Origin of the sequence: Leptospira bouyouniensis, from assembly GCF_004769525.1 — a bacterium.
GTDB lineage: Bacteria > Spirochaetota > Leptospiria > Leptospirales > Leptospiraceae > Leptospira_A > Leptospira_A bouyouniensis.
In genome coordinates this window covers 136,350-151,317 of record NZ_RQFT01000012.1, presented here as the reverse complement: position 1 = coordinate 151,317, position 14,968 = coordinate 136,350, and the positions used below count along the sequence as shown (strand labels likewise).

Here is a 14,968-nt window from a genome sequence, read left to right as displayed (position 1 = left end):
TTTTTTTAGAATTGATCCAAACGAATCGAAAATTCGATTTTTTTTTCAGAATGTGGGGCGAGAAGATTAGGATTTGCACCAGGGAAATGTAAAAAATTCCCAGTACTTGTCATCGGTTCGATGGCAATTGACCTCCGGTCTAACGGAGTGTACACTTGATAAAAATTCCCCCCGGTGATGAGGAGTTTTTCTTTTTTGTTCATGGAAAACAATCCAATATATGGTTTCTCAGTTTCTTTCGAAACATACAGATCATCCAAATTTTTTCCTGCGAGTGGAATTTCACCGTAAAGTAAAAGTTCTTCACCTAATACTCGTTCCGGCAAAAGATAATCACCTAATTTAATTTGGTAAAATCCTGAACCGATTAGAAATAAATCATCGATACTTTCCTCTTCGTTCCAGCGAAAATAAGGATGGATCCCTAAAGCAAATGGGAATTCTCCATCAGATGTATTGTTCAGTTCGTAGATGATCTTGAGTTCCGAAGGAAAGAGTTGGTAGGTTTCTTTGACCTTGATTTTGGAAAGTAAGGTTCCCTCCCAAGTTTCAGGAATTTCTATCGAAAAACTCACAAACGACTCCAACTCCCCTTCTGATTCCGTAAGGACAGTCCTTGGTAAATTGTGGAATAATCCGTGGAGTGGGATTCCGTTCCCATCCGTTAGCCAGTGAACACTCGGGTAAAATGGATCTCTTGCCCAAGGATTTGGCTCCAAACGGTTCACCCAAGGGAACATTAAAAACGAACCAGAAGCGAAAAAGGGATCGGGGGCTTTGTGCCCTGCCACAACGGAAATACTGGCTCCGTCCACAGGGGACTTGAGAGATAGATGCAACCACTGACCGCCCCCTTTGGGTTCGGTCTCAAATCGTGAGAATTTAGTTTTCAGTTGGTACAAGATTTATCTCCCAAAAATGATTGAAGTCAGAGTTTGCCATCTTAGAAAGGTTTGTATGCCTTTAAGAAAGTTTGGTCTTTTTAGTTCCGTCGTTCTTCTTTCGATTCTTTTCACAGAATCATGTGTCATTGGGAATAGTATGAATCTTTTCCCGCCAACTGCTAAGTCTGAATTCGAAGAGAAACTCATTGCAGGAAAGGATCAAGAAAAAATCGTAATTATCGCCATTGAAGGGATGATTTCTGATGAAGGAAAAGAGTCCTTTTTTGGTCCCGCATCCGATTCAATGGTTGTCCGTGTGAAAGAATCACTCAAACGTGCGGAAAGAGACCCGGATGTCAAGGGTGTGATCTTAAAAATCAATTCACCTGGTGGAACAGTCACCGCTAGTGATATCATCTACCAAGAGATCAAAAAATTCAAAGAAAGAAAAGGGATCCCAGTTTTTGCAGGATTCATGGACATTGCGGCAAGTGGTGCATATTATATCGCCATGGCAACGGATTCCATTGGTGCTCATCCAACAACTGTTACAGGGTCTGTTGGTGTCATCATGTCTGGGATCAACGTTAAAGAAGGTTTAGATAAAATTGGAATCAAAGACCAGTCATTTACTTCAGGTCCAAACAAAGCAATTGGTTCTCCAACAACAGAGATGACTTCCGAACAAAGAAAAATATTACAATCCATCATCGATAGTTTGTATTCTCGATTTTTTGAAGTCGTGAAAAAAGGAAGACCGAAAGTCTCAGAAGGTAGACTCAAAGAAATTTGTGACGGAAGGATCTTCACAGCAGAACAAGCACAGAAAGAAGGGATGATCGACTTTATTGGTTATTTCGATAACTTTGTAATCGAACTGATGAAACACCCTAAGTATGAAGGAAACCCACAAGGTTCACCAAGAATTGTAACTTACCAACGAGGAAAAGTACCTGTTGAAAATATCTACCAAGCAACTGATACAAAAGGGAATCCGATTTCATTGGGAATTGCAGATAAAATCCTTGGAACTGGCACGAGTGCAAAGTTTCTCTATCTTTGGGATATCTAGTTTTTAAGGTATATCTAATTCATGTTATTTAATTCGATTCCGTATTTAATATTATTTGCTCTCACGTATTTAATCTATTGGAACATTCCACAGAAGGGTAGAAAACCCCTTCTTGTGATTTCTTCTCTTATTTTTTATGCGTATTTTAGTTTCCCATTTTTATTCCACTTCCTCCTTGTCATCCTCATCAATTATGGATTTAGCGAATGGATGTTTCGAAAAAAAGACAAAGGGGAAAAACATGACAAGGTTCTTTATACAATTGTAATCTTAAATGTTATCAATTTAGCTTTTTTTAAATATTTTTACTTTATCACTGATTCTTTATTTTCCTTAACCGGGTATCCAAGTTTTAAAGAAATTGCAGGTTCGTGGAGTATCTTTTTACCACTTGCCATTAGTTTTTATACCTTTCAGATCATCGCAGTACAAGTGGATATCCACCGAGGGATCATTGAGAAACGTATGTCCACTGTGGACTACTTTTTATTCATTCTCTTTTTCCCTCAGCTGATTGCGGGTCCCATCATGAGGTCACAGGATTTCCTTCCGCAACTGGATCACCCGACAATAGATTCCGACCGAATGAAAAAAGGAATTTTTCTCATCATTGGTGGTTTATTTAAGAAGGTGATCATTGCCGAAAACATTGCTCCCATCATCTCTCCTTTGTATCTGGACCCTGCCAAGTATGATAGCTTTTCAATTTTCTTTAGTGTACTCGCATTTGCCGTCCAAGTGTATTGTGACTTTTCTGGTTACACCGATATGGCACGTGGATCAGCCAATTTACTTGGTTACGAAATTCCTGAGAACTTCCAAGGTCCTTTTTTCTCTCAGTCCTTTCGCGAACTTTGGAGCCGTTGGCATATCACACTCTCCTCTTGGTTACGTGATTACATCTACATCCCATTAGGTGGAAGTAAAGGTTCGATCTTTCGTTCCAATGTAAATTCCTTCATCACAATGTGTCTTGGAGGTCTTTGGCATGGTGCCAATTGGGCTTTTGTCCTTTGGGGGGCATACCTCGGTGCCCTTATATGGATCGAACGTTCTCTCTATTTACACCGAGGGAAAAAGAAATTTATCCCAGATACCTTTCCTTTGGCGGGGATCGTTCGGACCATTGTGATCTTTATTGTATTTTCATTTTCCGGTGTTTTTTTCCGTGCAGCGGCTCGCGGAGCAGAATCCTTAAATGTAGCATTTGAGATCTTCAAAGGGGTTTTGACCCTTCGGAACACAGGAGACACACTGAACCGAGTGGATGAGTTACCAACATTCATTGCTTTGGGGCTTATGTTCAATTGGTTCCAATACTCACCGTTTGTGTATGAAAAACTAAAACCGTTTCAAAATATTTTACTCCCCATCCTGTCTGTTGTGATTTTACTTTTGTTAGGAATCTTTGGAGATGGTGGGCAAGATTTTATTTACTTCCAGTTCTAGTCCAAATCTAGATAGAAAAGAAATTCACCCAAACGACCAAAAGAAGACATCACTTCTTCTTTTGGTTTTTATCTTTTGTGTTTCTTTGTCTTGTACACCAAAACTAGGTTGGATTCGCACACTCCCACCTGAGTTTCCAAGAGATACCAACCTACAACTCGGAACATTCGTAAGACCAACAGAAAAAAAATCGGCAATGGGATCCAAAAACTTTCAGTTGGTTTGGTCAGAAACAATCCAAATCCAAACAAATCAAAAGTTTAAAAAAGTTTGGAGAGAGTGGCGGGTTTATCATGATCATATCCGATTTCGCCAACTCATAGGCAAAGGCCAATATGAAAAATCAAACGATTGGGTTCTTTTTTCTACAAAGGAACTAAATACCAAAGAATGTCGTTTGGATCTTAGTCCCAAACAGAAAACCAAATACCTTACCAATCGGATCCCATGTGAGACATTTCCATTGGATGAGACAAAAGAATTCGATCACAACTTAGTGTATTATTATGACGGAGATTCTTTATACCCACTCCAATATGAATCAGGGTATGTAGAAGCGAATTTTGGAATTGCATGGGAATCAGACAAAGCCTATGAAAAAACAAAATTATTTGAAATATCAAAATTGAAGTATGGAAAAAAAGAATTCCAACCCCACGTGTATCATCACGTGAAGTTGGATTGATTCGAAGGAAGAATCAAAAAAGGGTAACCATCTCTAGAAAGAATCATAAAAACATAGTATTTAAAGTTTGTTTAACGAACCGCCACCACTGCACAAGCCTTTGCAAATTCTTTTGATTCCAATTCAGCTTTTTGTTCGAACTTGGAAATTCCATGTTCACGGAACGAATCACTCGCTTTTTTTGCATAGGTTGATGCTTCACAAAAGTGACCCGCTTTGGAATAAGCTTGGCTTGCTAAGTATTGAATGGATGCAAAACTTTTATGTGATTTCATACCAATCGCTTCACGAATTTTAATTGCACGGTCATAATGAGTGGAAGCGAGATCAAATTCACCCATCCCTTCTTCTGCGTTCGCCATTTTTACCAGTTCGTTGGAAATGACCGCTAAAGTTTCGTTATCGTATTGGCCAATGAGGGAAGCCAAATCATCATTCAAAAAAGAAGACTCACCTGCTTTCACAGAGAAGTTAATTGTCAGTAAGATGATGGTTAAGAGTAGTTTTTTCATATTCCCTCCGAACTGCCGTTCAGAAGAAAAGATGCAACTATCGTGCCAAAATGAGTTTTTGCCTAAAACGCGAAGGAATGGCAAATGATCACTTCCTTGGATGAAATGAGGCGCCAAAAATGCTTAAAATTTATACAGATTGTCTGTTTTGCAAGAAATTGCCTAAAAAAAGAAGAGACCATGAAAAGAGTATATCCCCGGCCCTCTCAAAAAATGGAGATAGATTCGCGGTAGATGGTTTTTGATTTTTTATCCCCATTTGGCATTACAGACAATTGGGGATTTATGAAATGATTCGAATTTTCTAGGTTTTACTTCAGTTCGTCGTCTGAAATTTCTAATTCTCTTTGTAAGAAATCATTTAAGTCCATGGAGCGGTAATGGTCCCTGTCTCCGTCACATTGTCTGCCACCAGGAACAGCCAATGTCCTTCCCGCAATGGTGATCGGTTTTAAGAATAAATTTCCCGTGAGAGGACAATTGGGACCTGGGGATAAACCATTAAACGCACAAGTTGCCCCTTTGACCACATCAGAAGGAATTTCGTCTGATTTTCCATTGGGGTAAAAACTTGGGTATGGACCTTCGTTATAAAAACGAGAATACATTTTCCCCCAAATTGGAGCTGCAACACCAGCAGCAGTCACTCCTTTACCGAGGGAAAGTGAAGATTTATCAAATCCCATCCATACGATGGAAGTATATTTCGGATCAAATCCAGCATACCAAACGTTGGTATATGATGAAGTGGATCCAGTTTTACCACCAGATTCACCTTTATAATTTCCTTTGTCCGCAGCTCGAAGTGCTTGGGTTGGAGTTCCACCCATTGCAACGCCAATTAACATTTGTTTGATAATATAGGCAGTGGCTTCTGGAATGATTTGAATTGTCCCGTTTTTTGCTTCTTCAGCTAAAGTTTCTTGAACTTCCTTTTCTTTGTTATAAACTACAGTGCCACTTTGGTTTAAAACATAACGAACGCTAAATGGAATTACATCTTTTCCTTTATTGGCCAGAATTGAATAACCAAGTGCCATCTCATAGGGAGTGAGTTCAGCCACACCTAAAGCAAGAGCAGGCCCCGTTGGGAACCGAGATTTGTTTGTTTTCGTGACTTTAGATGCAAAATCAATGACAGAGTCGGTTCCTGTTCGCATCAGGACTTGCACAGATACGATGTTAAGTGATAAAGATAACGCACGTGACAAAGGAACCATCCCACGAAAGTCACCAGAAATATCTTGAGGAGAGTAACCTTCCCCTTCTTCTGTGATGGTGGTAAGTGGGGCATCCATAATCCCAGTTCCTGAACCAACAGCACGGTTTTGGATGGCAGCTGCATACACAAATGGTTTGAATGCAGAACCTGTTTGGCGTCTTGCTTGCATCGCGCGGTTGAATTGGTTTTTAGGCGAAAATCTAGATCCACCTACCATCGTTTGGATATAACCTGTTTGGTGGTCAATGGTGATGACTGCACCTTCCACGTGTAAGTTGGATGAAAACACCAGAGATGACCTTTGGAATTCTTTGACAGCTGCACTTTCATTTTCTGAAGGGACAAAGTCAGTCAAAAGTTCCAAAGCTTGTGCCATTTCTTTTTCTAAATGCAAACGAAACACTTGTCTATCGTCAAGGCTTGTTACATAAGGAACACCAACTGGAAAAATTGAACCAAATAAATTATATAAAGAAACAAGTCCTCGATCAGCTCTACCCGCATAACGGAAGTTTGCCCCAAATGCAGACTTATCTTGTTCGATTAGACCTTTTCGAAGCTCCTCATCTGCGATTTCTTGTTTTCTCACATCAAGTGTAGTATAAACACGAAGACCACCAGTATAAAGTGCTTCTTCACCCAATTCCTTTTCTAAAATTTGGCGTACCCACTCTGTGAAATAAGGAGCTCTGTTGAGTTTTGCCCCCCATGTGGACCGAGATGGTGATTGGGTGATGACAACTGGCCAATACCGATCCCAAAAATCATCATGGATCTTTTGGACTTGGTCTTTTGGGATGAATCCATTTTTTGCCATTAGACCAAGCACGACCAAATGAGCTTGTTTTGCTTCTTTTGGATTTTTAAAAGGAGAGTATGTAACCGGAGCTTTGGGTAATCTTGCAAGCATTGCCGCTTCAGCAATGCTTAAATCCCTTACGTCTTTTTGGAAGTATACATTCGCTGCAGAGGATAAACCAGTGGTTCCATGACCCAAATAAATTAAGTTAAAATAAATTTCTAAGATTTCTTCTTTGGTATATTCCTGTTCGATTTGTAATGTGAGTAATGCTTCTAAGAATTTACGACCAAAGGTTTTTTTCCTTTGTTGTAAGATTGTTTTTGCCAACTGTTGGGTTAAGGTAGATCCACCTTGCACGATTCGTCCTGCAAAAATATTTTTTATCGCAGCACGTACAATTGCTAAAAAGTCAATCCCAAAGTGGTTAAAAAAGTTATCATCTTCTACCGATAAAAATGCATGGATCACATGTGGAGGGATATCACTGTATTTCAAAAGTTCTTGTTTGTGTCGGTATAATTCTGCTATGAGAACACCATTGGTATCATAAAGTTTTGTAGGAGTTGTTGGCTGGTATGATGAAAGTTTCTGTAGTTCTTTCCCTTTGTTAACTTCCGAAAGAATATATCCAAAAAAAAGTCCACCTAATAGTGCAATACTAAAGAAAGTAGTGATGGTAATTCGAAGTGTTTTTTCAATGTTCATAGTCATTATAGGTGGAATCTAAGTCCTTCTCTTGCTAAATGAATTTTCAGTTTCTTTTCGCCTAATTGCTCTTTGTGCAATTTGGCGCTTTCATAAATTTCATAAATTTTTTCATCAGAATAACTAGGCTCATGGTGTGTGAGCACAAGATTTTTGACACGCCAGGACGAAGCACAATTCACTGACATTGTATAGGCAGTATGACCCCAATCAAATTTTGAAAATGATTCGTCTAACGTATATTGTGTGTCGAGTATGAGTAAGTCTGCGTCGGCAAAAAAAGGCATACATTCATGGATGAGATCCATGTCTGCACCCGTAAATTCTGCATCAGTGGCAAAAACAAAAATTTTACCAGAACGATTGGTAAATTTGTAAGCGAAAGAACCACCAGGGTGTTTTAAGGGGTAACATTCAACTTTGAGACCAGATGGAAATTCGATTACATCACCAGGGAAGAACAATTTGAACTCTTTTGCTGATCCTGTTCCTTCTAAAGGCACGGGAAAAAATTCTGGTTCTTGTTGGGTTTGTAATCGTTTTTCTAAATCGGAATAAGGCGAATAAAAATGCAAATGGAAGTCAGGGAAATAAATTGGTTTAAAAAATGGTAAACCTTGGATGTGGTCCCAGTGAGTGTGGGTGATGAAAAAAGAAATGGTTTTTTTCAATTGGTTTGTGAAGTATTCGGATACTAATTCATCACCCAAATTGCGTAACCCTGTCCCCATATCCAAAACATAGGTTTCCCCGTCATCATCAGTGACAGATACACAGGTTGTGTCAGATCCTGTGACAAATTTCAAATGGTATGGGAGATTTTGCCAAAATTCATCCGCCGATCCTTCGGCCCCAGATTGTTTATAGAGGTCAAGAATCTCGATTATCTTTTTGCGGTAGTCTTGGTTTCGGAGGGGGCTCGCAATGGAACCGCGGACTCCGTAGAGTTGCACAATCACTTCCTCGATGCTAGGAAATCGACTTTCCTTGTCACTCAAGATTTGCGACCTTGAATTTATGGCCTCTCGCACCCCAGGATATGAACTTCGCTTTGGACCTCCCATGGTCCCAGTCGTCCGAACTCTCATTTTCATCAATGTCATTTTTTTTATCCTACAATTAGTGATAAAACTTACCTTCCACACTTCCCTTGTTGAGCTCTATCTGGGGCTCTCTCCGGAACTCGTCTTTCGTGGTTGGGTTTGGCAACTTGTGAGTTATGCCTTCTTACATGGCAGTTTTTTACACATCCTATTCAATATGCTAAGTCTTTGGATGTTTGGATCAGAACTTGCTGAAATCTGGGGTGAACGTGCTTTTCTTAAATTTTATATTTTCACAGCTCTACTCGGCGGGATCGGTACCATCACTGCGCAATTTTTTGGAATCCCACAAGGTGTCGTGGTGGGTGCCAGTGCTAGTATTTACGGGTTACTTGTAGCGTATGGAATGACCTGGCCAAACCGAGAACTCCTAGTTTTTCTTATCTTTCCTATGCGTGCAAAATACTTTGTGATGATTGTGATGCTTATGGTTCTCTTTGCACAAGGGGAACGAGTGGCACATTTTGCGCATTTGGGTGGTGCCATTGGTGGAGTGATCCTTATGAAACTATATACAGGATGGAAAGGAACCAAATCTTCCCTTCCTACATGGTCCCTATCTCGGTATTTACAAAAACGTAGATTTATGCGATATCAAGAGGAAATGGAAAAACGAGAGAATGCAAAATCAAAAGTGGACGAACTTTTAGAAAAAATTTCTAAAAATGGAATGGATTCTCTTTCCAGAAAAGAACGAAAGTTTTTAAACGAAGCCTCCCAAAAATACTTCAACGAGTGAATTCTAAAGTATTTTTCTTTCCTTCCACCCCTTCTCGATCGCCTTACTATAATTTGGCGGTTGAAGAGGCAATAGCGGTACATTTGGTAAAATTTAATATCACCGCCGGGATTCGGTTATGGAAAAATCCGGATTCTATTATCCTAGGACTTTCTGAAAACCCTTACCGCAATATCAAAGAAAATGTTTTAAATGCTTATGAAACCGAAGCAAAACAGTTTGGGTTTGGCAAAAAACCAAAGTCTAACTTTTGTTACATAGCAAGGCGTGCTTCAGGAGGTGGGACAGTTTTCCATTCTCTATCCGGAAATATTAATTACTCTCTGTATTTTAATTTAGAAACACGAAAAGAATTGTTCCCCGTGAAAGAGAGTTATGATCGAATTTTAGGCATTATCACAAAATCATTGTCGCACCAAAACATCCAATCCTATCCCAAAGGAAAATCAGATCTTGTTTTGGAAAAAGATGGAGAGTTTAAAAAGATTTCCGGTAACGCACAGTTTCGCAAACGGAGCTGTATTGTCCAACATGGAACCTTAATTTTAGAAGAGAGCCTTATCGGACGAGTGGCAGAAGTTTTGAACCACCCACCAGAAGAACCTGATTACCGAAAGGAAAGGACCCACAAAGATTTTCTCACCTCTCTCCCAACGTTTTTTTCCGAGGAAAAATGGGCAGTGGACCTTGTGCGAGAAGTCTTTCACTATTTAGAGGAACCCCTCCCAAGTGATTTTTCAAACATTTCCTTCTTTGGAAGGGACTTTTCTACTTTTCGGAAACAAGTGCTCAGAGAATCTGAATTTATTCGCAAGAAGAAATACCAAAATCCAGAATACACACTCCACAGAGAAATTCCGACATGAGTTATTTAGAAAAACAAGATCCTGAAGTTTACGCCGCACTAAAAAAAGAAGACCAAAGACAAGAACATTCCCTCGAAATGATTGCGAGTGAAAACTTTGTATCCCGTCCCGTTCTCGAAGCCTATCACTCAACACTTACCAATAAATATGCGGAAGGATATCCTGGAAAACGTTACTACAATGGTTGCGAAAATGCAGACAAAGTAGAAGAGCTCGCCATCGAAAGAGCCAAAAAAATGTTTGGTGCCGAATATGCAAACGTACAACCACATAGCGGTGCACAGGCGAATATGGCAGTTTTCCTTGCCACACTTGAACCAGGAGATAGTTTTCTTGGTATGAATTTAGCGCACGGCGGTCACCTAACTCATGGTAGTGCAGTAAACATCAGTGGGAAATATTTCAAACCAATCCCTTATGGTGTGGATGAAAAAACTGAAACCATCAATTATGATGAGGTGGCAAAACTTGCAAGGGAACATAAACCAAAACTCATTGTTGTAGGCGCATCTGCTTACCCACGTATCATTGATTTTAACAAATTTAGAGAAATTGCAAATGAGATTGGTGCCAAAATCATGGCAGACATTGCACATATCTCTGGTTTGGTGGTAGCTGGAGAACACCCAAGTCCCATTGGTGTTTGTGATTTTGTGACTACTACAACTCACAAAACTTTACGCGGACCAAGAGGTGGACTCATTCTTTCATCAGCTGAAAATGAAAAAGTTCTTAACTCACGTGTATTTCCTGGGATCCAAGGTGGACCACTGATGCATGTGATTGCTGCTAAAGCAGTAGCGTTCGGGGAAGCTCTCCAACCAGAATTCAAAACCTACATCAAACAAGTTGTAAAAAATGCAAAAACACTTGCAGAAGTTTTCCAAAAACGAGGTTTCCGTGTTGTATCAGGTGGAACTGACAACCACATCGTACTCCTCGATGTTTCCGTCAAAGGACTAACAGGAAAAGACGCAGCAGATGGACTCGATCATATCGGTGTCACTGTTAACAAAAATGCGATTCCTTTTGATAAAAACCCACCAGCAGTGGCTTCTGGGATTCGACTCGGAACACCAGCACTTACCACTCGTGGACTAAAAGAAAAAGAAATCGAAGCAGTTGGCAATTTAATCTGTGATTTCTTAGAACATTTTGGTGATGGAGCTTACGAATCAAAAGTGAAAGCAGCAGTGAAAGAAATCACTGATGCATTCCCAATGAAAAATTTCCGATTGGAAGACTAGTCCCTTACCATTCTAACATTTGTCTCCGTTCCGTATATCCGTCAGATAGCGGTTCGGAGAATGACCTTTCGATCATCTCTACAGAATTTTTTCCATAAAACACAATTGTCGACGCCCTTGTTCCATATTTTGGAGTTTTGATGCGCACTGACGAAAGATACCTTTCGCGTTCAATGCCAATCCCTGTGTCTGGCAACAAATTGATATCGTTTACAAGTTCAGCATCGTTTAAGGAAAGAAACATTTCAATTTCGAGATTTTGTTTGGTAATTTTCCCGTTTGTCCAATCCGAAAATTTTGAAATGATTTGGGATTTCAATTTTTCAGTTTTTGGCCAACGGGTATTCCAACTGGCATTACTCACAGCATGGAACCCCGATTCTACAGTTTGATTCCCAAATGGATCACCACCAATTGCGATTGCTTTGATTCCATCATACAAAAACAAATTAAATCCTTCGTACTCATCCTTGGATGATTGGACTTGTTTTGCATATTCGAGTGCCGAAATCGATCCCTCTGATTTTAAAAAATCCAAAACAAGTGATCCTCTAGATTTTGGATTTGGGTGTGGTGTTTGTTTCAAATTACGTACATTGGTTAGGAAGGCAAGTTTTCCGAGTGCGTTCACACCAAGCCAAGTCCCACCCGCTTTTAAATCCTTACCAGCAAGTATCTTCGGATCTTTTTCCCAAACGTGTAATGCTTCGGTGGGACGTTCGAAAAATTCATCTCGGTTGGATACCACCACAAGTGGAAAATCTGGGTGCATCCCAAAGGCGATCACTGCTAAACACATCTTTTTTCAAAAGAATGGGTATATAGACAAAAGAAAGCGAAAAACCTAGGAAATATTTGGATTGAACCCCAAAAACCATATGAAAACGTGAATTGCATTACGATATGAAAGCATTGGAAGCCACAAAAGCCGTCTCTATTTTCCAAGAATCTGTTCTGGATTGGCATAAAAATGAAGCCCCACATCCAAATCCCTATCCAGATGGTACGTTAGAATCAACTCTTTACCAAAAAAACCATGTTGATACCATCCAATGGCACATTGAAGATGAAATCCGTCGACCAGACATTGCTCTAGAAGAAGTGGTCGCTCTCAAACGAAAAATTGACAAACTCAACCAAGATAGAACTGATATGGTAGAAAAGCTCGATGACTTTGTGATCGAAATGTTTCGTTCCGTCACTCCTAAACCAGATGCAAGGCTTAATTCAGAATCTCCCGCATGGCTACTTGATCGGATGAGTATCTTAGAATTAAAAATTTATCATATGGAAGAACAGGTAAACCGGAAAGATGATTCTGCTACCAAAGAACACATAGAGAAATGCCAATCCAAATTAAATGTATTACTCGAACAAAGACAAGACTTGCTCAAATGTTTAGAGGAATTGTTTGATGATTATGCCAAGGGGATCAAACGAGTCAAAGTATACCGCCAAATGAAGATGTACAATGACCAAAATTTAAACCCTTCTCTTTATAAGAATCAAAAATGACAAACCTGCTAGTACTTCGGTTTTCTGCGATGGGAGATGTTGCCTTGATGACACCTGCCTTGATAGCAATCGCAGCGAAATATTCAAATATTCAATTAACAGTTGTTACTAGAGGAAATTTTGCCCCATTCTTTTATAATATCCCAAATTTAAATGTCCTTGGTATGAATTTGAAAAAATACAAAGGTCTTTTAGGACTTTGGAGGATGTACAGAGACATTGATAAACTAGGTCCATTTGGGAATGTCATCGACCTTCATGGATCTGTTCGTTCAAGACTCATTGCATTTTTTTTCCGATGTAAAGGTGTCCCATATGCCAAAATCATCAAAGGCAGAAGAGAAAAGTTAGCCCAAACTAGACGTTACAATAAAAAGCTCAATCAACTCCCACATACTGTTGAACGGTATCTTAATGTTTTCCGTAAATCAGGATACGATGCCCCTCTTAGAAAAGGTCCATGGCTCAATGTAGACGGCGAATCTAAGATGTATGCCAAAGATTATTTTAAATCCATTGGCATCGACAAAAAAGAAGGTCAATGGTTTGGATTTGCCCCTTTTGCTGGTCACGAATTAAAAGAGTGGAGTTTTGAGAAATGCAAACGCCTCGTCGAAGTTTTAGTATCAGAATTCCCTGACTGTAATGTATTTTTATTTGGTGGGAGAGATGAAACTAAAGAGTTAGAAATTTTAAAAAATAGTCTAACGCGTGTTCACATCGTCCAAGGTGGTTCTTTAGGAATTAGAGGTGAACTTGGAATTATGGATAGGTTAGATGTGATGATTGGTATGGACAGTTCCAACGTTCATATTGCAGCCCTTCTCAAAAAACCCGTGATAGGAATTTATGGTACCACTCACCCACTATCCGGTTTTGGACCTTTTGCCCAAGAAGATTCTGGAGTTTTGCAAGTGGATTTACCTTGTCGGCCATGTTCCATTTATGGCAATACAAAATGTTGGCGAGGTGATCACGCATGTATGGAACTCATCGATCCATTAGATGTGGTGAGACGTATCCGCCTCATTCAAAATGTAAACACACTTTGGTAAAGTTTTATTAGTTTACGTATGTGATTTTTCCGAGGAGAGAGATATGTTAAAACAATTTGGACAATTCGTATCCTCAAACCTCAAACCATCTTATTTCGTGAATCAATTACCGAATTTTAGAAAGTTTTTATTTCTTACCTTTTTTGTTATTTCACTAGCGAGTTTATATTCTCAGGAATTTAGTTCCGAATTCAAACCGGTAAACCTACCTTCACCTAACAAAAGTGAATTTGAAGAACAAATCAAATGCAAGGAAGGATTTTGCAGACAAATTCCTTATACCGAAGATGGAAAATATCTCGAAGAAGTTTGGTCGGAGCTTGGAAAAAACGGAGGAAAAGTTGTCATAAACTTTTTAGAATCTCCCATGTCTCTCAATGAATCGCGAATGGACGACATTACAGAATACCTTCGTGAAATCACAAAACGTGATGGCCATGTTAGCTTTGAACCATTTTATATCGCAACAAGAGCGATTGGAGTGGCAGACATTCCGGTTGTGAAAGATGTATTTGGACTTTCGTATAACATTTACAAACGAATTCGATCCTTCGTAAAATTCGGAAGAATGGAACATTATAATGCGAAAGTATTGTATCATCCTTCCAATGGAAAAATTTTAATGGTCTTCTTTTTTCATAAAAATTATGGAAACCTTTGTGAAACCGTTTACTCCACTTGTGATCGAATCGAGTACATGGATGATGAATTATTTGATAAACAACTTTCTTTGCGACTGAGCGAACCAAAACAACGTGAAATAGAAATTGTATTTGGGCAAACACCAGCCGTCCTCCCAACAACCAAACTTGAGCTAAGCAATTTATTGGATACAAATCGATCGGCAAGACTTTATAAATGGCTTATCATATCTAAAAAAACGGAGACAAAAACTGTCTCAAAAGAAAGGTTTTTAAGCATAGAAATTGCTATCAAAACTCTGGATTATACTTTGAGTGCCTATGAATTAGTTGAGACCATTCAAATGTATTTACCTGCAAGGTCCAAACAAGCAGAAGTCACCTATGAAGATACGGAAGAAGGAAAACAAATTCGTTCCGTTGTCTTTTACCCACTACCGAATATAGAATCACCTTGAAGACAATATCCAT

General features: G+C 39.3%; 14 protein-coding genes. 9 read left to right on the top strand and 5 right to left on the bottom strand.

The genetic code is table 11. The features are described from left to right. Positions 1-5: 5 nt before the first annotated feature. Positions 6-902 (bottom strand): aldose 1-epimerase, encoded by an 897-nt coding sequence (locus EHQ43_RS14910; protein ID WP_135754713.1) that lies wholly within the window; start codon positions 900-902, stop codon positions 6-8. A 55-nt stretch (positions 903-957) separates the two neighbouring features. Between EHQ43_RS14910 and sppA the strand changes: the two genes are divergently transcribed. From sppA to EHQ43_RS14895, 3 genes are read left to right on the top strand one after another with little or no spacing between them, the layout of a single operon-like run. Then, the gene (gene sppA, locus EHQ43_RS14905; RefSeq protein WP_135741384.1) at positions 958-1,956 is read left to right on the top strand and encodes a signal peptide peptidase SppA; all 999 of its coding nucleotides are present in this window, start codon (positions 958-960) and stop codon (positions 1,954-1,956) included. Between the two features lie 21 nt (positions 1,957-1,977). Beyond that, on the top strand, positions 1,978-3,405 hold the full coding sequence (locus EHQ43_RS14900) for an MBOAT family O-acyltransferase (RefSeq protein WP_135771606.1): 1,428 nt from the start codon (positions 1,978-1,980) through the stop codon (positions 3,403-3,405). Further along, positions 3,371-4,090 carry a hypothetical protein gene (locus EHQ43_RS14895; RefSeq protein ID WP_244242834.1) on the top strand — a complete coding sequence of 240 codons (720 nt, stop codon included), beginning with the start codon at positions 3,371-3,373 and terminating at the stop codon, positions 4,088-4,090. Before EHQ43_RS14900 ends, EHQ43_RS14895 begins: the two co-directional genes overlap by 35 nt. A gap of 71 nt (positions 4,091-4,161) precedes the next feature. Here EHQ43_RS14895 and EHQ43_RS14890 read toward each other — a convergent pair whose 3' ends face one another. The 3 genes from EHQ43_RS14890 to EHQ43_RS14880 all read right to left on the bottom strand — a co-directional run bounded on the left by EHQ43_RS14890 (position 4,162) and on the right by EHQ43_RS14880 (position 8,290). After that, positions 4,162-4,602 carry a tetratricopeptide repeat protein gene (locus EHQ43_RS14890; RefSeq protein ID WP_135741382.1) on the bottom strand — a complete coding sequence of 147 codons (441 nt, stop codon included), beginning with the start codon at positions 4,600-4,602 and terminating at the stop codon, positions 4,162-4,164. Positions 4,603-4,913: 311 nt separating this feature from the next. Next, complete coding sequence (locus EHQ43_RS14885; RefSeq protein ID WP_135754712.1) at positions 4,914-7,331, bottom strand: penicillin-binding protein 1A; 2,418 nt, start codon at positions 7,329-7,331, stop codon at positions 4,914-4,916. Between the two features lie 5 nt (positions 7,332-7,336). Further along, positions 7,337-8,290 (bottom strand): MBL fold metallo-hydrolase, encoded by a 954-nt coding sequence (locus EHQ43_RS14880; RefSeq protein ID WP_208731123.1) that lies wholly within the window; start codon positions 8,288-8,290, stop codon positions 7,337-7,339. 58 nt (positions 8,291-8,348) lie between these two features. On the opposite strand from EHQ43_RS14880, the gene EHQ43_RS14875 reads away from it, so the two are divergent. The 3 genes from EHQ43_RS14875 to glyA are packed head-to-tail and all read left to right on the top strand — an operon-like array spanning position 8,349 to position 11,286. Then, positions 8,349-9,173, top strand: a complete 825-nt coding sequence (locus EHQ43_RS14875; protein ID WP_135771604.1) for a rhomboid family intramembrane serine protease — start codon at positions 8,349-8,351, stop codon at positions 9,171-9,173. Continuing rightward, positions 9,170-10,039 (top strand): lipoate--protein ligase family protein, encoded by an 870-nt coding sequence (locus tag EHQ43_RS14870; protein WP_135771603.1) that lies wholly within the window; start codon positions 9,170-9,172, stop codon positions 10,037-10,039. Before EHQ43_RS14875 ends, EHQ43_RS14870 begins: the two co-directional genes overlap by 4 nt. After that, positions 10,036-11,286 (top strand): serine hydroxymethyltransferase, encoded by a 1,251-nt coding sequence (gene glyA, locus EHQ43_RS14865; protein WP_135771602.1) that lies wholly within the window; start codon positions 10,036-10,038, stop codon positions 11,284-11,286. The genes EHQ43_RS14870 and glyA overlap by 4 nt, the downstream gene beginning before the upstream one ends. A 4-nt stretch (positions 11,287-11,290) precedes the next feature. Here the strand turns inward: glyA and EHQ43_RS14860 are convergent, their stop codons facing one another. Further along, positions 11,291-12,085, bottom strand: a complete 795-nt coding sequence (locus tag EHQ43_RS14860; RefSeq protein ID WP_135771601.1) for an NRDE family protein — start codon at positions 12,083-12,085, stop codon at positions 11,291-11,293. A 104-nt stretch (positions 12,086-12,189) separates the two neighbouring features. On the opposite strand from EHQ43_RS14860, the gene EHQ43_RS14855 reads away from it, so the two are divergent. From EHQ43_RS14855 to EHQ43_RS14845, 3 genes are read left to right on the top strand one after another with little or no spacing between them, the layout of a single operon-like run. After that, entirely contained in the window at positions 12,190-12,801 is a 612-nt protein-coding gene (locus EHQ43_RS14855) for a DUF4254 domain-containing protein (protein WP_135741375.1), read from the top strand. Then, positions 12,798-13,856 (top strand): glycosyltransferase family 9 protein, encoded by a 1,059-nt coding sequence (locus EHQ43_RS14850; RefSeq protein ID WP_135754707.1) that lies wholly within the window; start codon positions 12,798-12,800, stop codon positions 13,854-13,856. Before EHQ43_RS14855 ends, EHQ43_RS14850 begins: the two co-directional genes overlap by 4 nt. Positions 13,857-13,899: 43 nt before the next feature. Beyond that, positions 13,900-14,955, top strand: a complete 1,056-nt coding sequence (locus EHQ43_RS14845) for a hypothetical protein (RefSeq protein ID WP_135771600.1) — start codon at positions 13,900-13,902, stop codon at positions 14,953-14,955. Positions 14,956-14,968: the final 13 nt, after the last annotated feature.